18 protein-coding genes and 1 tRNA gene are annotated in these 19917 nt (G+C 50.0%); 8 read left to right on the top strand and 11 right to left on the bottom strand.

From position 1 onward, the window contains the following. The first annotated feature begins 8 nt into the window (after positions 1-8). Positions 9-965, top strand: a complete 957-nt coding sequence (locus BM040_RS16920; RefSeq protein WP_092104014.1) for an adenylate/guanylate cyclase domain-containing protein — start codon at positions 9-11, stop codon at positions 963-965. Here BM040_RS16920 and BM040_RS16915 read toward each other — a convergent pair. The 3 genes from BM040_RS16915 to BM040_RS16905 form a co-directional block, all read right to left on the bottom strand. Beyond that, positions 958-1530: an NADPH-dependent FMN reductase gene (locus tag BM040_RS16915; RefSeq protein WP_092104012.1), complete on the bottom strand. Its 573-nt coding sequence runs from the start codon at positions 1528-1530 to the stop codon at positions 958-960. The genes BM040_RS16920 and BM040_RS16915 overlap by 8 nt on opposite strands. 333 nt (positions 1531-1863) lie before the next feature. Continuing rightward, positions 1864-2193, bottom strand: coding sequence for a 4a-hydroxytetrahydrobiopterin dehydratase (locus BM040_RS16910; protein ID WP_092104010.1), 330 nt, complete (start codon positions 2191-2193; stop codon positions 1864-1866). Between the two features lie 76 nt (positions 2194-2269). Beyond that, positions 2270-2773: a DUF421 domain-containing protein gene (locus tag BM040_RS16905; RefSeq protein WP_092104008.1), complete on the bottom strand. Its 504-nt coding sequence runs from the start codon at positions 2771-2773 to the stop codon at positions 2270-2272. 325 nt (positions 2774-3098) lie between these two features. On the opposite strand from BM040_RS16905, the gene BM040_RS16900 reads away from it, so the two are divergent. Further along, positions 3099-4400: a DUF5690 family protein gene (locus BM040_RS16900; RefSeq protein ID WP_092104006.1), complete on the top strand. Its 1302-nt coding sequence runs from the start codon at positions 3099-3101 to the stop codon at positions 4398-4400. 8 nt (positions 4401-4408) lie between these two features. Then, positions 4409-4894, top strand: a complete 486-nt coding sequence (locus tag BM040_RS16895; RefSeq protein ID WP_092104004.1) for a hypothetical protein — start codon at positions 4409-4411, stop codon at positions 4892-4894. A 69-nt stretch (positions 4895-4963) separates the two neighbouring features. Here BM040_RS16895 and BM040_RS16890 read toward each other — a convergent pair whose 3' ends face one another. After that, positions 4964-5335 carry a hypothetical protein gene (locus BM040_RS16890; RefSeq protein ID WP_139217837.1) on the bottom strand — a complete coding sequence of 124 codons (372 nt, stop codon included), beginning with the start codon at positions 5333-5335 and terminating at the stop codon, positions 4964-4966. Continuing rightward, on the bottom strand, positions 5308-5604 hold the full coding sequence (locus tag BM040_RS16885) for a hypothetical protein (protein WP_092104000.1): 297 nt from the start codon (positions 5602-5604) through the stop codon (positions 5308-5310). The genes BM040_RS16890 and BM040_RS16885 overlap by 28 nt, the downstream gene beginning before the upstream one ends. Positions 5605-5757: 153 nt before the next feature. Between BM040_RS16885 and BM040_RS16880 the strand changes: the two genes are divergently transcribed. The 4 genes from BM040_RS16880 (at position 5758) to BM040_RS16860 (ending at position 13356) form a co-directional block, all read left to right on the top strand. Beyond that, positions 5758-6381, top strand: a complete 624-nt coding sequence (locus BM040_RS16880; protein ID WP_092103999.1) for a TetR/AcrR family transcriptional regulator — start codon at positions 5758-5760, stop codon at positions 6379-6381. A gap of 683 nt (positions 6382-7064) precedes the next feature. Beyond that, the gene (locus BM040_RS16875) at positions 7065-8468 is read left to right on the top strand and encodes a vanadium-dependent haloperoxidase (RefSeq protein WP_092103997.1); all 1404 of its coding nucleotides are present in this window, start codon (positions 7065-7067) and stop codon (positions 8466-8468) included. A 619-nt stretch (positions 8469-9087) separates the two neighbouring features. Then, positions 9088-10884 (top strand): arylsulfatase, encoded by a 1797-nt coding sequence (locus BM040_RS16865; RefSeq protein WP_092103994.1) that lies wholly within the window; start codon positions 9088-9090, stop codon positions 10882-10884. A gap of 141 nt (positions 10885-11025) precedes the next feature. Then, positions 11026-13356 (top strand): ABC transporter permease, encoded by a 2331-nt coding sequence (locus tag BM040_RS16860; protein ID WP_092103992.1) that lies wholly within the window; start codon positions 11026-11028, stop codon positions 13354-13356. A 210-nt stretch (positions 13357-13566) separates the two neighbouring features. On the opposite strand, the gene BM040_RS16855 is transcribed toward BM040_RS16860, so the two are convergent. From BM040_RS16855 to BM040_RS16840, 4 genes are all read right to left on the bottom strand, one after another. Further along, positions 13567-13641 (bottom strand) — tRNA-Glu (locus BM040_RS16855). Positions 13642-13750: 109 nt separating this feature from the next. Then, positions 13751-14641: a transglutaminase domain-containing protein gene (locus BM040_RS16850; protein ID WP_092103990.1), complete on the bottom strand. Its 891-nt coding sequence runs from the start codon at positions 14639-14641 to the stop codon at positions 13751-13753. Positions 14642-15052: 411 nt separating this feature from the next. After that, entirely contained in the window at positions 15053-16171 is a 1119-nt protein-coding gene (locus BM040_RS16845; protein WP_245756275.1) for a hypothetical protein, read from the bottom strand. Between the two features lie 88 nt (positions 16172-16259). After that, positions 16260-17051, bottom strand: a complete 792-nt coding sequence (locus BM040_RS16840) for an FRG domain-containing protein (RefSeq protein WP_092103988.1) — start codon at positions 17049-17051, stop codon at positions 16260-16262. 307 nt (positions 17052-17358) lie between these two features. Here BM040_RS16840 and BM040_RS16835 point away from each other — a divergent pair, with 307 nt between their 5' ends. Next, the gene (locus tag BM040_RS16835) at positions 17359-18213 is read left to right on the top strand and encodes a manganese catalase (protein ID WP_092103986.1); all 855 of its coding nucleotides are present in this window, start codon (positions 17359-17361) and stop codon (positions 18211-18213) included. Positions 18214-18313: 100 nt separating this feature from the next. On the opposite strand, the gene BM040_RS16830 is transcribed toward BM040_RS16835, so the two are convergent. Both BM040_RS16830 and BM040_RS16825 read right to left on the bottom strand, forming a co-directional pair. Then, positions 18314-19156, bottom strand: coding sequence for a DUF3298 and DUF4163 domain-containing protein (locus BM040_RS16830; protein ID WP_175491096.1), 843 nt, complete (start codon positions 19154-19156; stop codon positions 18314-18316). A 130-nt stretch (positions 19157-19286) separates the two neighbouring features. Beyond that, positions 19287-19760 carry a lipocalin family protein gene (locus BM040_RS16825; RefSeq protein ID WP_092103982.1) on the bottom strand — a complete coding sequence of 158 codons (474 nt, stop codon included), beginning with the start codon at positions 19758-19760 and terminating at the stop codon, positions 19287-19289. Positions 19761-19917 lie beyond the last annotated feature (157 nt).

The raw sequence follows: 19917 nt of genomic DNA, 5'->3' as shown, positions 1-19917 counted from the left end.
TTGCGCTTATGTCCTTTCAGGTTGAGTTTAAAGGTGAGAAAGCGGTTCCCATAAAAGAGGGACAAACGATACTGGAGGCGTCGCTGGCTGCCGGTATACCGCACTACCATGCCTGCGGTGGAAAGGGCCTGTGCACCACCTGCCGCATCATGGTGCTGAAAGGGGAGGAGCAGCTCAGCCCGCTCACCAGCTACGAGCGCACCATCAAAAAAGTAAGGGATTTTCCGGATAATGTGCGGCTGGCCTGCCAGGCATACGTCAAGGGGGAGGGCCTGCAGGTGCAACGCCTGATCCGCGACGAAACCGACCGCTATATCTTCATCAACAACAAAGAGGAAAGCAACATACGCGTTATTGGGGAGCAGCGCAAGCTGGCCCTTTTCTTCATCGATATCCGCAGCTTTACGCCGTTTATAGAATCTCACCTGCCTTTTGATGTGATCCATATCATGCGCCGTGTTTTCGCGCTTTTCCGCAATGCCATTGCGCAGTACCAGGGAGAAATCATTGATACGGCAGGGGATGGGCTATATGCGGTTTTCGGTCTGAATACCACCATCAAAAAGGCAACCGAAGGGGCGGTGCTGGCCGGCTTAAAAATTCTGGAGGACATCAAGATTTTTAACAACACCTACATGCGGCCATACTTTAAGCACACGTTTGAAGTGGGCATTGGCGTGCATGTGGGGCAGGTGGTGGTAGGTAACGTGGGCATCGGGCTAAGCAACAACCTGACTGTGATGGGCTACCCGGTAAACATCGCTGCCCGCCTGCAGGCCTCCACCAAAGAATTGAACAACAGTTTCGTGATTTCGGAGAGAGCCTATAAACTGCTCAAAAACCCACCCTACTCGCACGGCTGTGCCCATCTGCAGCTGAAGGGGGTGAGTAACTCCTACGAGGTACAGCTGATCGGTAAGCCCTACGAAACCATCCCCAAGTATACCCGGCCCAAAATTACGTAGCCTTTTTCTGCTCGCGCACCTGCTTCAGGGCCGTTCCCCAGCTTACCAGCTGGTCTAGTAGGCTGTTCAGTTTTTTCTCCTGGAAGGCGGCGGGCTTAAACACGCTGTAGTTCTCAAAATCTGTGAAAAGCGACAGGGCCACTTGTTCCCGCACATCGGCCATCTGCAGCTCGGCCACCGTAGCCCGCAGGTGCTCCACAGCCCTGGCTCCGCCGGCATTGCCATAGGCCACAAATCCGCAGGCCTTGTTGTTCCACTCTTTGTACAGAAAATCCAGCGCGTTTTTAAGAGCGGCCGGCACGCCGTGGTTATACTCTGCGGTAACAAACACGAAGGCATCGAAGGGCTCAATCCGGGCCGACCAGTCCTTGGTGTGCTGCTTGGTATACTTTTGCATAGCCGGCGAGTTGGGCTCATCCAGCAGCGGCAGGTTTACTTCCAGCAGGTCTATCAATTCATAGCTAGCGTCGGTGCGCTGCTTGGCGATTTCGTGCACCCATTTGCCAACGGCCTCCCCGTTTCGGCCCGGCCGCGTACTGCCGATAATTACTGCTACTTTTAACATGATGGTTGTGTTTGTTGATTTATAGTGTGATTTGCCAAGGTGAGTCAAGTATAAATTTCAGGTTGGGATCAACCCACCCCATACCCTTCATGGGAGGCAGGAGCGTTAAGTTCTAATTAAAGACACTAACTATTCATAACAATGAAGTTGAAAATAGTAAGAGCCAAATTCTCCCCTTGAGGGAAGTTGGAGGGGTGTTTACCCTTAGCGCAGGCTTTTGCCACTGGCTTTACACCCCTATAGTCCCCTCAAGGGGACAGTTCTCTGTAGAATTTGCCCTGCTCTTAGAAGGGGTGGGTTCGTCGCAACTTGAGTTGTAAAGTATATACCTGCCTACTGCTTTATCGCATCAACCTTTGCCGCTACAATAAAGTCGTTCTCCGATAAGCCTCCGATAGCGTGGGTGTACAGTTCGATTACTACTTTGCCCCAGGAAATGTGCAGGTCAGGGTGGTGGCCTTCTTCCTCGGCGATGGCGGCTACCTGGTTGGCAAAAGTCATGGCCGATTTAAAGTCCTGAAAGGTGAAGGTTCGTCGCAGCATTTTCTCATCCACCACATCCCATTTGCTCTTCAGCTGGCAGGTATAATTCTCTATTTCAGCTCCTTCAATGGCAGGTACGCCGCCTTCACACGGCACGCATTTTTTCTCTGTAAGTGTCATTTTCGTCTGGGTTATGGATGAAAGATATATTTCTAAACTACTTCCTAGGAGCGCTATACTTTATAAAAAGCGACCTCTAGCTATGTGCTGCATTTTTGCTGATAAAGCTGATATGCCCGTCCCCCTCCACATAGGCAAACTTGATTTCTTTGATATCCTCGATGCCCTCTCTGCGGAGGTGCTCCATCAACTCCTCTTCGGTCAAAAACTCGCGGCGCATGTTGCGGCGGAGCAACCTGCCATCCCTGACTACCTGCAGGGGAGGAGCCGATACGAGCTTCTCTACAAACGGTATATGGTAGCTCAGGGAGTTGAGGGTAAAGTTCCATGCTATCAGCGTCAGAATCATGATAAAGCCCTCCGTAACGGATGAATAACCGCCGAGCGAGTGGGTCGCAGCCTCCGCGATCAGGACAATAAAAAGCAGGTCTATCGTGGCCATTTCGCCCCCTGTTCGGCGTGGCATGAAGCGTAGCAGGAGCAGGATGCCTAAGTATAAAACCGTTCCCCTTAGCACCAGCTCTGCAACCGGTACTTCAATTTTTAAAAGCTCATTCAGGTTGATATTCAGTATTTCCATGTTCCGGTTAGCTGCTTGGGTAGTGCCGCAGCTTATGGTGATACTACTGGCGGCTTTCTGATGTTTTTATACTTGCGATTGCACCCGCAGCAGGTGCAGCCTGCCCTATGTACGGAGGCAGCGCAAATCAGATTCCATACTTACGACCGAACCTTCGGGTATGGCAGCTCCCCGGCAGGAGCGTAGGAAGGGTTATACTTTGAATAGCATGAATTATTCTATATAGCTGAACAATTATCCTCCCGTACTAGGTAAGTTTCATGGCTAATGATTACATTTCTAAAGGATTGGTGAATTTTTAACCCTGATACCCGGTAGCAAAAGCATGTCAGAAGCCTTAGAGAAAAATACCAGCCACGTAAAAGTTGGGCTATACGCAGCCGTAGTGGTTTTCCTGACCTACACCATGATCTTCGGCTTCCGGAAGTCGTTTACGGTAGCTACGTTCGACGGACTTGAAATAGCCGGCTATAGCTATAAAACGTTGTTGGTCATTAGCCAGGTGCTGGGTTACCTGCTGGCCAAGTTCTATGGAATCAAGTATATTTCAGAACTGAAACGAACCGGTAGGGGAGGTGTGATCCTTCTTCTGACAGGTATCTCCTGGTTAAGCTGGCTGTTTTTTGCCCTGGTGCCGCCACCTTACAACATTGCTTTTCTGTTTATCAACGGTTTCCCGCTGGGCATGCTTTGGGGAGTCGTTTTCTCTTATGTGGAAGGCCGCAGAAGTACCGATTTCATTGGGGCCACGTTAGCGGTCAGTTTCATCTTCGCCTCCGGTTTTGTGAAGTCGGTGGGCGCCTGGCTGATGGTGCAGTTTGGGGTAACGGAGTTCTGGGTACCGTTTTATACTGGTCTGGTCTTCGCGCTGCCGCTCCTGCTTTTTGTATTTCTGATGGAGCAAATCCCGCCGCCCAGCCAAGAAGACATCCAACACAGGGCTGTTCGAACCGCCATGTCCGAAGCAGACAGAAAAGGCTTTGTGAAGGAATTTTTCGCCGGCATCGTAGCCTGTGTGCTCATCTATTGCTTTGCAACCATCTTCCGGGACATCCGCGATAACTTTAGCGCCGAAATGTGGAAAGAACTGGGATACTTCGATCAGCCGGCCATTTTTTCGAAAACAGAAACGCCCATTACGCTCATCATCCTGGTCTTGATCGGCAGCATGGTGCTCATCAAGAACAATTACAAGGCACTGCAAACGGCGCATGTTTTTATCCTGATAGGATTTACAATTGCCGGCGTGTCCACTTTACTCTTTACCGCTGCATCCATCACCCCCATCTGGTGGATGATGCTGGTGGGGCTCGGCTTATACATGGTTTACATCCCTTTCAATGCCGTGTTTTTCGACCGGCTCATCTCTACATTTAAGTATACCGGAAACGTTGGCTTCCTGATTTACCTGGCGGATTCCTTCGGGTATGTGGGCAGCGTGGGGGTGCTGTTCAGCAAAGAGATTTTCCGCGTGCAGTTAAATTGGGTTACCTTCTTCTCCAACAGTGTGGTGGGCCTATCGGCGGTAGGCATCCTGCTGACCGTTTTCTCTATGGTTTATTTCGGACGGAAGTATGAAAGGCACAAAACCAGTCCAGTAAGTACTGCCAGAGCGGTGCAAGTATAAGTATAGGCATGAAGAAATACGAGACAGCCGAGCTAAGGGTAGATGATGCTGGTATAGCTCTCCTCAGAAGCAGGTATGCTTACAGAAAGTTCTCCTATGACGAGATTGCTGCGCTGCATATTCGTAGAGGCAGCCTGGTGAACAACCCGGGGGCTGTTGGCATTATGGGAGTTGGTCTGATTGCTGCAGGGATCTACATAGCCAATATGTTCAGTCCACTGAATATCACAGAGGCTGAGTTGGGCTTCAGGGGAGGTAAGGCTTTAGGATACCTCATTTTTGTGGTTTTCGGGCTTTTGTGTTTCGGAGGGATACTACTTTACAAGTCGGTGCAAAGAGATTTTGTTCTTGTAATCAGGGCTGAGGGCTTCAAGATGTCTTACCCCTTAACGGAGCTAAGGAAGAGCGGGGAGCTTGATAACTTCCTGTTAGCGTTGCAGGAAAAGGCAGGGGACAAACTTACCCTACTGATAAGGGAGCTGATATTAAAGTAACTTCAAAAACCACACTATCAGGGTCGCTACGCCACGGCAAAGTATAAGTATACGGACCTGCCCAAGCAATTACTTATTTAGAAACCTGTAGAAGATTATGCCACCTGCTGCGTAGAGCATTGCGTCTACCCAATCGCCGGTATAGCGGGGCATAAACTGGGGGAAGAAAATCTCAAAAGCGAGCGAAAAATACAGCACCGTAAACGCCACCTGGTACCCGGAAAGGCGAACCTGGGCACCGTAAAAGAAGCGCAGTACAAATAAGGTAGCGGTGAGCACCAGCGGCAGGCACAGCAGATCATCCAGGTAATGCCGCACCCACCAGGGCCGGGGAAAGTCTAGCCAGCGCCACCCCAAATGCCCCGCGTACACTGCCGCCAGTACCCAGAAAAGCGGGCGGAGAGTAGTCCAGCTCAGCCGGCCAGCAAGGCGATCAGCCACAGGAAAAATGAGATGATGGACACAAAGGCAATCTGAAAACCAAGTCCTATCCTTTTGAAGAACCTGATAAACCAGTGGTCGTCGGGGTTAATTTCTATAAACTTCAGGGAGTAACGCTCTTCCTCCTCCTGCCTGCGTTCCTCCCGCGCCTGCTGGCGGGCAACAGCAACCGGATCAAGTATACCTTGGCAATGCTCGCATCGGTCGGTCGGGTTTTGGCTCCAGCGGGACCATTGGCCGCAATGAGGACATTTCTTACTGGCGTTCATAGGTATTTCAAGTATAGCTCACCTGTACAGCAGCTTGCTGAAACGGGTAAGGGTACTACGGATTTGCATGCGTTTCATAAGGAAAAAATCCTCGCTCAGTTGAGCTAATACAAAGGTAATGATTTTTTCGTAATTTAGCTCCAAAGAGCTAAGATGAAAGAAAGGATTATCGGTCAGGCTGTGGAGGTCTTTAACAGAAAAGGCATTAGCAAAACCACGCTCCGCGATGTTGCCCGGGAATTAGCGATCAGCGATGGGCACCTGCGGTATTACTTCAAGACCAAGGAGGATCTGGTGCACGCTATCTTTTCTGAAATGGAGCGGGAGATAACCGCCTATGCGACCGAAACTGACAGCAATGTTACAGGTGCCCAGGCACTGGCAGCTCCCCTGACGAGTATTTACAGGGTCATGTACCGGTATGTTTTCTTTTTTGTAGAGTCGGCGGCTATACTAGAGACATTCCCCAAAGTATACACAGCCTATGAAAAGCTATTCCAGAGCAGAAGAGAATTGTTCTTAGCCATTTTTGAGGAGTACAAACGGAGCGGCGTATTTGAGGATAGCGTGGAAGCCCATTTGTTCCCACTGCTGTTTGAGCAGGTGTTTATCGTGTCGGATAGTTGGTTGCGGTACGCGCGCCTCCCGCAGAACCAGCACCTTACCCAAGAGAGCCAGATCCGGCATTACGTAGCTGTAACGGTAGCCTTGCTGCTGCCCTACTTCAATACTTATTTAAGAGAGGAAGTAACTACCTGGCTGAAGCAAAACGACTAAAACTACTGAGTAGATTATCGGGTGAAATCCCTTTCAAGCTACGCAGTTGTGAAAAGTATATTTCTCTTATTATCTGGTATTCGGTTAATCACCTGAAGACTCTGCTCGTATTAATGGGGTTTATGGTATTATAATAATATTTTTTATTAACTGAGCATTGCCGTAGATTTACCCGAACTTTCATTGCCTTAACTACTATTCCCTTTTATCCAGTGAAACGTTACCTCACTTATATCCTTTAGTAGCGTATGGTAAGTATAGACAAGATATGTCTCACGCTAGCTTGAGTAGGCCTTTCACTCTGCCATTATTGTTCTATTTCCCGTAGCAGACCCTTCAAGAAGCAAACGTTTCTAGTGCTCGCTTGTCTTATCCACTCCAATTGCATCAATTCTAAATTGTATGCCGGCAATCAACATTTCCTGATGGATGTTTTTGCGTTGCCCAACCTGCTGCATCTCCTGTGCAGTAACTGAGAACACCACAGTTAAACTGCTACTTTAAACTTGGAGCATCGTCTTCAGGGCAGTTTCCTTTATTTGCTTTTCTGGCATCCTTGATGCGCCGGCAGCGGAATCATGCTGGCTGGTCTGTGTCAAATCTATTCTGCGTACATCACCTTCTACCTACTAAAATCACCCTGCTAACGATGTTAAATGAGGTTGAATTAAAAGAAGCATATCATGAAAACAATTTTAAAAATTTTTGGAGGATTTATACTTCTCATCAGTATAGGTTCTTGTTCGAAGGATGATTTTGAACCCTTAGATCCGTGTAAGAGTGTTCATAACTATAACAATGGCATGATCAACTCTTACAGCAATGAAGTCGTGCTTCAATGGAATGAATTGTTGAGTCAGTCTGTCGATCAGCAGCTGCCGCAGCCAACTGAAGTGAAACTTTATGCCATGGTTACGCTGGCAATGCACGATGCCCTGAACAACGTGGTTCCGAAATACGAGACCTATGCCTTGGATAATGCAAATGCAGATGCCAGCAGGATCACGAAAAAGAACATTCATGCCATTGCCGATGCTGCGGTTTCGCAGGCAGCCCACGACATGATGGTACAGCTTTACCCACTTGCCACCGCGTCTGCCGATTCCTTATTAAGTCAGGTGTTGATGGGTATCGCAGAGTCGGATTTAAGAACCAGAGGTATTGATGTTGGCAGGAAAGCCGCAGCAGCCGTGCTGGATAAAAGAAAAAGTGATTTCCCGTTAGCCTTTGTAAGCTACCCCGGAGGCACTGCACCCGGAGAATACCGCGTTGATTATCCTCCATTCGTGAATGCCACCCCTGTTTGGCCAGCCAATGCTGTATTCGCCCCCAACTTGGGAAGCCTCACACCGTTCGGCATTAAATCCGGAGACCAGTTCAGAGACGATGAAGCCCCGTACCCATTAAATTCAAAAGAGTATGTAGCAGATTACAATGAAGTCAAATCGCTTGGTTGCAAAGACTGTCCCGGCAGAACCAGTGAACAAACAGAAATTGGCGCCTTTTGGGTTGAAACGTCCTCCAGTTACATGAACAGGATGGCCAGGGCCTTAGTCGAACAGAGGAAACTGAATGGCTGGGAAGCCGCAAGGCTGATAGGGCTTATCCAGATGTCGCTGATAGATGCCTACATCGCTTCTTTTGAGGGAAAGTACCACCATAAGACCTGGAGACCGATCACAGCTATAAGAAACGGGGATTCAGACGGAGTGGATGCTACCGTTGGAGATGCTGGCTGGGAACCAGTCTTTAACACGCCTCCTACTCCGAACTTTCCTTCCACACACGCTTACGGTGCAGCTGCAGCTGCAGCAGTTTTTAAATCCTATTTCAAGTCAGACCAAATCAACCTGAATGTTACCAGCCCCTACCACTTGCCTGGTGTTGAGCGTAATATCAGAAGCTTTTCACAAATGGCTTATGAAAGTTCTGTCTCCAGAATATATATAGGTTATCATTTCAGGCAAGATGTTGAAGTGGGGCAACGGCAGGGTAAGAAATTAGGAAAATACGTTTACGAGAACAACTTAAGGGAAATGAACCAATGTAACATGGAGGAGAATATGAGCGCTTCGCCTGAAATGTAGGGTATGGTTTAGTTGTGTGAGCAGGGGAGTATTGTTCAGAAAAAGACTTTACAAGCCTTGGTTGCTGAACCAGAAACTGTGCGTGCAGTGGTGTTGCGCATGTGCAGGCACCTGTACGAGCCAGTAAAAATTATGCTTATGATAAAAGCCGCTTCACATAAAATGGAGCGGCTTTTTTGCTGTTGTAGATCAAAGAACGGTCTTATAGAACTTTATTCACGGTAGTTTAAAAAATCGTTCCATACTTTCTGTAAGGAGCGAAAGAGGGTTCACAGCCAAATTATTCGGTCTACTTGAATGCAAAGAATTGTAAGTTCCCAGCAACAAATTGCCTTATACTTGGTGATCTTGATAGACGATGCGACTTTATCGACGTAAAAATACCTGTTACACACGTGGAGTTGCGCTTAGGTACTGAACTACCTTTTCCCATAGCTGCCTTAGGCAGTTCAAAACACCCTGTATTCATCTGCTCCTCCTTGCGTTGATGCAGCTGAAATAGAAAGCTCACCCTTTTCGCCCCTGCTAACAAGGTGCTCATCAACTGCACATGATGGTCATTTTGTTTTTTGCCTTGATGCCAGACCATGTAGTTGGAAGTATAAAATGAACGAGGGGTATGAAGAAAGTATCCTTTTTCCTTTACCTGATTAGTATCGGGTTATTATTCGCGGTGGTTGCCTGTGGCGACCGTAAAACCGAAGACAAAAGTGAAGCCAAAACAGATAGCAATACCAATGCAACTGCCAACCGCAGCAGGCCAAACATTCTCTTAATCGTGGTAGACGACCTGGGCTACTCAGACCTGTCACCGTTCGGCGGGGAGATCCGCACCCCGAACATACAGCGCCTGGCGGATAATGGGTTGATTGTGCAGAATTGTTATACCTCGCCGCTTTGCGCTCCCTCCCGTGCCATGTTCATGTCCGGCATGGACAATCACATCAGCGGCGTGGGTGCCATGCCTCCTTTTCAGGCGGCCAGCCAGTACATGCAGCCCGGTTACGAGGGGTACCTGAACGACCGCGTCATGACCTTGCCTGAAGTGTTGCGGGAAAACGGCTACCATACCTTTATGAGCGGTAAATGGCACCTGGGGCATGAGAAAGGCAGGAGACCGTTTGAGGAAGGCTTTGAGCGCAGCTTCTCCTTTCTGGGTGGGGGAGCCAGCCATTTTAGCAATATTTTCCCATTAGGGCCTGAGGAGGTGATTCACACCGTGTACTACGATGACAGCGTGCAGGTGAAAAAGCTTCCGGATGATTTTTACTCTTCCAATTACTACGCCGACAAAATGATCCAGTACATCACCGAGCAAAAAGACGATGCACCTTTCTTCGGCTACCTGGCTTTTACGGCACCCCACGACCCGCTGCACGTGCCCGACGAATGGATGGATAAGTATAAAGGCGCATACGACAAGGGGTACGATGCCATTCGCCAGGTACGGATGGACAACATGAAAAAACTAGGGCTGATACCAGAGGATCTGCCCATGAATCCGGGTTCCGGAGAATTCAAAAAGTGGAACGAGCTATCGGCGCAGGAGAAAAAGCTACAGGCCCGCCGGATGGAACTGTATGCTGCCATGCTGGAGATCATGGATCTGGACATTGGCCGTGTGCTCGATGCCTTGCAAAAGGCAGGCAAACTGGAGAATACGATTGTCATGCTGATCGGCGATAACGGCGCCAACCCTAAAGACCCATCGTTTTACAAAACGAACATGAAGCCGTTTGACAACAGCCTGGAAAACATGGGCAAACCCAACTCTTTTGTTTCGCTGGAAGGGGCCTGGGCAGAGGTGACCGCAACGCCTTATGCATACTTCAAAACCACCACGGGAGAGGGCGGCATCCGGGTGCCATTCATTATATCCGGGCCGGGCGTTACTTTGAAAGGCGTGGATGCTACCAACAAAATTCTAGGCACCGACATTATGCCTACGCTGCTCGACATCACCGGCATCGAACGACCGGACACTTATAAAAACAACAAGTTGGCAGCCATGACAGGAACATCTTTCAATGAAATGCTAGGCAAGAAAGGAAGTACCGTGCGGGATGAGGAGAACGGCTTTGGAGTTGAAAGCCTGGAAAACAAAGCCTACATCAAAGGCGACTGGAAAATCCGGCTTGTTATGCCTCCGTTTGGGGACGGAAATACCTGGCAGCTGTTCAACCTGAAGGATGATCCAAGAGAACAACGTGATCTGGCGAAGCAAAACCCCGACAAACTCAATGAGCTGCTTGGGGATTGGGGCGCTTATACGCAGGCGGTAGGCTATATTCAGTACAACGGGGGCAGAGCGTACGAAGTGCTGGGGCCAAAGAACTTCTTTAAATCGGAACTGGATTCTACGAACCGTGCCCTTCTAGAAAAAGCAAAGTTGGAAATGGTCCGAGGTGGAGAATAAGCGGCACCCGTGAAGTCCTCGCCTCATAGCAGGCAGGAAACTACAGATTTCCGATGTGATTCTTCTCAGTAGGTAGAAAGCGTGATTAATTGAAACATACCTTTCACCATCCTCTAAAAACCAAACATAGCAGTTTAAGTCATGCTACAGAATTATCTGAAAATCGCTGTACGGGTACTCTGGAGGAACAAGCTTTTCTCATCGGTCAACATCCTGAGCCTGTCACTGAGCATGGCGGTTGGTGTTATCCTTTTCACATTCGTAAAAGCCAATCACGATACAGACCATTTCCATCCAAGACTAAATCAGATAGTCCGGATACTCACGCAGGAGACAAATGCGGCGGAACAAACCAAATGGGCAACAGCTCCATTGCCCTTGGCGCCTCAGATGGACAGCATCTCCTTTGTTGAGAAAACGGTGAGAGTACGGCTGGCAGGAAAGCATAACCTGCAAACCGAGGGGGGCGATGTGCCTGTTGACATAAAATTCTCTGAGCCTTCTTTTTTCGATGTTTTTGGCTTCAAACTGCTGACAGGCAATGCCCAAAGGCTCGCCCATAGTGCCAATACCCTATTTTTAACTGAGAAAGCGGCTGAAAAGATATTCGGCAACGCCAATGCCCTGGGAAAAACCGTTCGGTTTGAAAAGCTGGGCGCTTATACCGTGGAGGGCATTATCCAGGACCCGCCCTTGGAGACCCATCTCCCCATGGAGGCCATGCTTTCCATGAATGCTGCTGAAATGCTTGAAAAGAGAGGGGCAATCCCTGAGGCGTCACAGAACTGGGCAGACTTCAAGAGTGCGGCCCTTTACGCCCGTTTAACATCAGCAGACAACATGGGGCAGCTCCATGCAACGCTCCAGAACTATGCCCGGAAATCGGATAAGGGCAAGCTTCAGTTTCTGGCACAGCCCCTAGAGGACATCACCCCCCGAAACAAGGACATCAAGAATGACCACCATGCGGGCGTCGATTGGGCGGGCATAAAAACGCAGCTGTTCTTGATTCTCTCCTTAACCCTTTTGTCTGCCTTCAACTACATCAGCCTGGCCTTGGCGCGGGCCTTCTCCCGGGCGCGGGAAGTAGGCATTCGCAAGACCGTAGGCGCAACACGGGAACAGATTATTGGTCAGTTTCTAATGGAGTCGACCCTTGTCTCCCTGCTGGCCATGATGTTTACGGTGCCGTGTGTTGAGATTTTAATGCACCATATACCCGATATGGATGTGGCGTTCACCTGGGACACCACCTTGGCTCTAGGCTTGCTGACCTACGCCGTCATCACAGGCCTGGTCGCAGGGGCTTTCCCGTCCTGGCTGTTGTCCGCGTTTGAGCCCATCCAGGTTTTGCGCAAAATGAAGAACGTGAAGCTGTTCCGGGGTGTGGCTGTGTACAAAGCCCTGGTGGTCTTTCAGTTTTCGGTGACCATCATGCTGATGGTATTCTTTGTCATACTGGCCGATTATGAAAGAAGGAACAATGCCACCATTAGCTCCATCATGACGCCTGATGTCCTGACACTTGATTTGAAAGGCGAAAGGTACGGAAACCTGCAAAACGAGATAAGACAGATAAGTCAGGTGGAAACGACTTTGGCAACCAACTGGTACTACGATGCCTTTAAGACGGGTAGTAGTACTGCACGGCTGCATGATAAAACGCTGAAGATAAAGTATGTGAGCATTGACCCGAAAACGATTGAAACAGAAGGCATCCGCTTGAAATCCGGGCAAAATTTCCCGAAAGATATGCCCCGGCATGTGGAGCAGTATGTGCTGGTGAATGAAGCTGCAGCAACATTACTGGCCTCTGAGCCGGAGACGCTGGTGGGGCAAAACCTGTTGCTCGACTCTGCCTCTGTACAAGTCATCGGCATCATGCCCGACCAGGTTTTTGACGAGCCCATCCCCTTAATCTACCGGTATTTGCCAAATGAAGTAACCTCCCTGGTCATAAAGATAAAGCCAGGTTCCGAAAGGGCAGTGACCCAGGTCATCCAGTCCCTGTGGGAGAACCATTTTCCTGAAAAAACGGCAAGTATTCAAAACCTGAAAGACCTCTATTCGGGAGAAGGCAGTAGGGAGAGGATAGGCTTTTTTGGGTTCTTTGCCCTTGTCGTCATGCTAATCGCTGCTTTGGGCATTTTAGGCATCGCCAGTTACTCGGTAGAGGTGCGCACGAAAGAGTTGGGGATACGGAAAGTGATGGGCGCGAGCAGCGCAAGGTTGGTGTGGACAGTGACCAGGGATTTCGTCATGCTTATCCTGATGGCCGGGCTTGTCGGCGTTCCGGCGGGCTTGTTCTGCGGTGATTTGTTACGCAAGGAAATGGGCCCTCATGTTGATGTGAGTTTTCTGAATACAAGCATCGGCTTTGCCTTGGTTGCCCTGGTCGGGCTGTTGACTGTGCTCTCCCAAACCATTCGAGCGGCGCAAATTGAGCCTGTAAGAGTTTTAAAGGCAGAGTAAAAAGGTATAGCATCCAGAGGCAGGTTATGATGATGGTGAGACATGTTGTGCTTGTCCGCGACACCTAGACGATCGCTAATTCAGGGTTTAATCTGTTCGTGAAGCAGGTTATTTAAAAGAGGGCCTCTCGGGATATAATAACTGCCGTGATATCCAAATAGCGGCAGAGGTACATAGAAAAATCCGCTCCAGTTTTAGCTGAAGCGGCTTTGGTAGCCCGTAGGGGAATCGAACCCCTGTTACCAGAATGAAAATCTGGCGTCCTAACCCCTAGACGAACGGGCCGTTCTGTCTGATTGTGGTGCAAATATAGCGCTAGTTTTCTTTAACGCAATAGCTCTGGTTGATTTTTTTGAAAGTTCTGTAGAAACCTGCTGAAGATCAGGGTGAAAAATTATCTGTCGAATGTAATCACGCTGTACAGCTCAGGCTCCAGGAACGGGCCTCCTGGGTGCTCAGCAGTGTAATCGAAGTTAATCCACAGGTCTTCTCCTGTCTCGTGGAAGTATATCTTGCCGTCGGCTACCTCATCCGGAAAGAGGGTGCGCACGGCAAAACTGACCTTATCCAGATCGTCCACGTGGCCTACCTTCACCTCCGTATACATATGGCTCTGTGTGATGACAATGCGTGCCTCGCCACCAATGGCCATCACCGAAGAAGCCATCAGGATAGAGTAATCATCGCAGTCACCGGCCAGCAGCTGCATACTTTCAGTAGGAGGGGAGTAGTAATCCATCCCCAAGGGATCGTTTACGTACCTCCAGTTCTGGCGCACGTGCTTAAACAGCGAGAAATAACGGGTAAGCTTGCCAAACTTGCGGTAGTATTCGTCGTGGAAGTAGCGGGTGGAACTCTCCACGGCAAAGGCCCGAACCCTAGGGTGGGTAGGTTGCATGGCAGTCTTTACGCGCTGGTTTTGGAAGTACGTGCCGCGCACCGGCTTAAAGTAAGACACCTTGTGCGGGTTGCTTGTCATGTTCACCAGCATGGCGTTATAATCATCGTAGATACCCTCAAACGTCTGATCCTTGAAAGTGCTGTTGAAGGCGAACATCCCGAGGATGCCGGCAAACATCAGTACGGTCAGCTTGCGGCTATACTTTGTCACGAGCACGGAAACGGCCGCTGCTACCATCAGGCACAGCATAAAGTGCAACTCGTAATTCATGGAACCAAAGGGCTCGATGTAGAAGCTCAGCAAAACGGCCATCGGGAAGACAATGATGATCTGGATGAACCGCACTGCAAAGTTCACAAGGTTCCGGTGTAAGTAGTGCGTCATAATTATCCTATTTAAAGGTTCGAGGGCTTCAGGAGAGAGGTTTGCTATAGGCAGACTTGTATTCTCTATTGGGCTAACGCAAAATCCAGGCCTTTTTACTCCCTCCGTAGCTTAATTTTTTGTCTTTTTTTTCGGTAGCTCCTCAGCGTACAGTTAAAGTCAATTTTTGCGTCTTATACTCCTCAGAAATTAGGTTGAATTCATCATCTGCACCCTTTCCGGGATATGCTTTTCAGTTAAACTAAGTCCATTCGTCCCTCGAAGGAATTATTCCGTGTTAAAATTTATAGCAAATGTAAATCAGCTACTTATATATGTGTAATGGCGCCTGAGTTTATACTTTAGGCAAATATAACCAGCCGTCTTTCCTTAAATCATGATCCATGTCATGGATTTGGAGTTATTCGTGGGTTACTGGTATTGGATATACAAAGGACTTGGCGAAAGCGCAATGATTTCCTCCGGTGTCATCAGGCGGGGGCTGTTGCGTAGGTCGTTCTTGTAGAAAACCTTGAAGCCTGTGAACTGTACCGGCTCCTTCACAATAAAGCGACGGTAGGTATCCTTCTTAAGCGCCGGCGAACCCCACCCATCCATGTGCATAACCACCTGAGTCTCCGGTCTTAGTTTGATGTCCTGGTAATTGGTGATCATGCGCTGTGTGAAGCGGTGCACAATGAGGAGCTTTGGCGGTATCTGGTTGGCCTTCACAAGGTCGGCTAGATAGCCGGTGGCATAGTTGATGTCCTCGGCATCGAAGGTGCCAATGCTGCGGCCGGGAATTTTACCTTCCTTCATGGCAAACTCGGCATCAATGCCCAGGTGCACGTGTGGCATCTTCAGGTATTTCTCCAGGTGGGGCAGCTCTTCCTGCAGGGTGCTGTGGCCTACCTGCACATCCAGAAACACAATGGCGTTGCGGCGGCTGGCCAGCTCGAGTACCTGGTCTATCATGTCGTGCTTCATGCGCAGCCTGTACTTGCCTCCGGCGCTGGGGTGCCCCTGGGCCGTAACGGCAATCAGGTGCAGGGCTGGCTGAACAGGGGTAAGCGAATCAGCTTTGCTCCAGTTCTCAACTTCGGCATCTAATTTCTCCAGCATTTCGTCCGGGTCCAGCTCGCCCAGTATTCCCATGCGGCGCGAGAGCAGGTTGCCGTAAAAGGCCACAATGCGCTTCTCCGGAAGGATGGCTCCTGGGAGAGGTCGGGGACCTGGGTAGTTCCACTCGGCGGTAACTGCTGGTGCGGGCGCACTGACGGCAGCTGTGGAGGCGGTCAGGGCAGAAGAATCGGCGGCGCTTATACTTTCAGTTGCGGAAACTACAGCGGCTGGCGTAACCTGTTCAGGCTGCAGTGTGGAGGCGCTGGCATCCTGCTCCTGTATGCAGGAGGTGCTCAGCAGCATCGCGGCAAGTATGGCCGCTCCGGAAGTATAACGAAAAAAAGAGGAAGAGGAGGTTTTAAAAAAATGGCAGCACGGAAGGGCTGGGCGCGAGAAGGGCAGCTCACGCATCATTCGGCACAGAATCATCAACTCGGGTATTAAAGTGTAATTGTGCCTTAAATTAGATAATTTTCAGGAGTAATGCCCGCTTCGGAGGTTAATATTTAGTTAAGGTTTAGGAATGCGTGTAGTGCCGTTTCAGCCACTGGCTCAGGCCCGACAAACCTGGCATCAGCACCCGCTCGGTAATATTGGCCTGGTCCAGTTTGTCGCGCACCTCCCACTTCAGCTCCTTCGGGATGATCACGCGAAAGTATAATTCTTCGTGCTGCTGCAGCCACTTTCCGAGTTCCGCCTTCACATCCGACATCATTGAGAAAAGCGCATACTGATGCACAATGCGAGTATCAAGCGAAGGCGGCTCCAGAAACACCACGTAATCTTCATTCTGAAAGCTCTTCAGCGACTTGAAGGAGGGGGCCACCGGCTCCAGCATCTCCGGTGTGAACACGTTGGAGCCTTCTTCTTTCAAGGTGTTGCGAAGTGTGGGAGGCAGGTGCTCGCTCGACTTAACATAATTTACGCACCATACACATCCGTCCTGCTCATACTGGTTCAGGTTGGCTGTGGCAAAGTGCAGCGCCACGTAAGGCGAGTAGGTCCAGTCGAGGAGGCGGGTGGGGAGGCCGTGGTGTTGGGCCAGGGCGAGCCAGTTCCAGATAGAGTCGCCGGGGCTATAGTTGCTGTAGGCATATTTGCGGAAGTTGCGGAGCAGGTGCGGCTCCAACTCCTCATACTTTGGCCCGATACGCATGATGCTGGTGCCCAGGTCGAAGAGCTTGCTGGAGGTGCCCCGGTACACATAAGCGGACCTAAAGCGGTTAATCGAGGTATCCCAGCTATGGTTGAAGAGGGCTTCCTGAAGCTCTGCCCAGGTTTCTACTACAATGTCCTGTCCGTGATGCATAGGTAAGGGTGGTTGTGTCTGAGTTTTCATACTGTAGCCGCTGCAGTTGGTTGCAGGTGCCACCACGTTTGCAGTAAGTAACAGGAAGTGGGATGATGTTAATACGAAATCCTCACACGCCCACTTAATCGTTCTTAAATAGCTAAATACTAATATAATATTTTCAGGAGGATTTTTTCATAGCTGTGACGTGCCTGAATGGCGCATGCTGGTATAAATACTGAATATGGCGTGAGGTTTAAGTATAACTACAGAGAGGGGAGGGCGTAAAAACGTGGAGTATTAATCCAAACTATGAAACAAGCTTATGTTTTATCACGACAGTAAATTACAGTACAACGTACGGGTCGAGAAACCCAACCCCGAATTTGCCAGGATGTTGCAGCAGGCTATAGGCGGTATTGAAGGCGAAATGCGGGTATGCATGCAGTACCTGTTCCAGGCGTGGAACTCCAGAGGTCCTCAGAAATACCGCGACATGCTGCTCGAGACCGGTACGGAAGAAATAGCCCACATAGAAATGCTGGCGACTGCTGTTGCCCTAAATTTAGAGGGGGCGCCCCTTTCCCTTCAGGAGGAGATGGCGCAGGACAGAGTGGTTGGAGCCGTCATGGGCGGGATGAACCCGCAGCACATACTCTCCGCAGGGCTTGGCGCCATGGCCGTGGACAGCAACGGGAACCCGTTCAATGGCTCGTGGATTGTGAGCAGTGGCAACCTGGCGGCGGATATGTATGCTAACGTCATGGCAGAGTCTACGGGCCGCTTGCTGGCTACGCGTTTGTGGGAGGCCACCGATGACCCAGGGATGAAGGATATGCTGTCCTTCCTGATTGGCCGCGATACCATGCACCAAAACCAGTGGCTGGCCGTGCTCGAAGAATTAGGAGGTTTGAATGGCGTGCACCCGATTCCGAACTCCTTCCCACAGGCAAAGGAAAATCAAGAGTTTAATTACGCGTTCGTATCCACGAAAATAAATGATGAGGACGGAGCTGCTGAGAGGATGAAGAGCGCCCGCTGGGGAAACGGCCCATCCATGGACGGAAAAGGCGAGTTCAGGGTAATCCCGGCAACGCCGGTAGGCGGGTTGCCAAAGCTGGCTCCCCCAGATCCCAGAGGGCACGCCCAGCAGGAGCAGATGGAAGGAAGCGGCATGTAGTAACCTGACTTATTGCTGGGGAATACTTGCCCAAGTATAAAAGCCTGATGGCCATAGCATATTTTTGCTGCAGCCATCAGGCTTTTATTTATACCTTAAACTAAGGTTTATACTTTGGATGGAGCAAGGAGGCCAACTGCTCGTAGCGCAGCAGCACCTCGGTGTCGCCGAACGCCCAGGGCCCAATTTCATACGGGTTATAGTATAGCATCAGCCCATCCGGGGTTAAAGCGACGTTCTGAGGCAGCGGGAGCAAGTCGCCTTCTATAAACAGCCCGGCATCTGCCAGCGGCTTGTCGCCCACCACTTCTTTTACTTTCCTGAACTCCTGCTCAGCCAGCTGCATCAGGGCCAACGTATCCGTCACCATATCAGAGACAGCCAGTTTTGCACCGTTTGGGCCGAAGCTCTGCAAAACACGGTAATGGTTGGGGTGCGCGCCACCTGTGTAATAGTATACCTGCAGCTGCAGCGACGTTGCTTTACCCGAGTTCAGCAGTGGCTCTCCCTTTACCTCCAACTCCCACCGAGCCACGGATGCCGGCATTTGGGCGCTGTCTGCAAAATCATCTGTCAGCTGCTCGTGTTGGCTTAGAAAGAAGCTAGCCAGAAACTCAGCTGCGTTAGTGCCACCGGACAGGGCTGCATCCGGGTTGAAGTCCAGTGCCAGATTGCGTAGCTTCTCCTGCACAAAAAGATTTACACTATCGCGCAGTGCGGTTTCGCCATCAACCGCCTCGGGATAGTTTATACTTACTTTGGCACATGTGCTGCTATCGGTGGCACAGCCAGGGGAGGAGCGCATTATACTCTGGGTCTTGAACTGGAGTGGAGCCTCTTGTGCCGCGGCCAGGGCTGCATCCGGGTTTTTGTCAGTAAGTTGGCTGCAGGAAGCCAGGCAAAGTATGGCCAGGGCAAAGCCTATATTCTTAAAGTATAACATGGCGAGTAATGGGGGTGGTGCTGTTGCAAGTATAGGCATTTGTTCACAATGTAGGCTACAAAACTGTAACGGGGTAGCAGCATGTTTCCTGTACTTGCTAATCAAAGTGCTGGTAACGCGCTAGTGGCCGCTATCTGCTGAACTCCTGCGTATACGTGGCACTGCTGGCAGATCGCCAATCACTATCCTTTAAATAGCTTTTACTGGGGTGCTTTCCATGCCAGATCAGTTCGTTTTCGGTTAGTTTTATGATTAAGTACTCCCATGTGCCGTTTGTAACCGAAACATAATCTTTTCCTTCCATGTGGCTTAGGCGGTACGTGGCACTGGTCCTGCCATTATCCGGCACGGAATACACGATAACAGAATCATCCTTGAAAAAATAGGTCACTCCCGTTATTTCGTGCCGTTCCTGATGCTCAAGGGTGCCAGCTGCGTCGTAGTAGCTGATATCTACAGCATTAAGCTTCCAGGAGCCTTTAATCAATTCAGCAGCTGTGGGAGAGGTGTCCTCTTCATCTTTGTCGCAGGCATAAAATACAGGTGGCAGTGCAGCAACCAGACATAGAAGCAGGAGACGGGTAAATGGTAGCGGTGTTTTCATATCCAGATGTAAGGTTAGTAAGCTGTTTGAGTAATGACTTTTAGCAATGTATTTGACTAAGTCTTCTACATAAGGGCTATAGCGTGTGCAGCGGCTGGGCTTTCCGCGCTTGCAGTGGCGGCTATAGTGGTAAAGAGTAAGCCAACAAGAAGCTCGC

The organism is Pontibacter chinhatensis (genome assembly GCF_900113285.1).
Classification (GTDB): Bacteria; Bacteroidota; Bacteroidia; order Cytophagales; family Hymenobacteraceae; genus Pontibacter; species Pontibacter chinhatensis.
The sequence above is the reverse complement of the archived record's forward strand: the minus strand, read 5'-3'. Positions and strand labels throughout refer to the sequence as shown.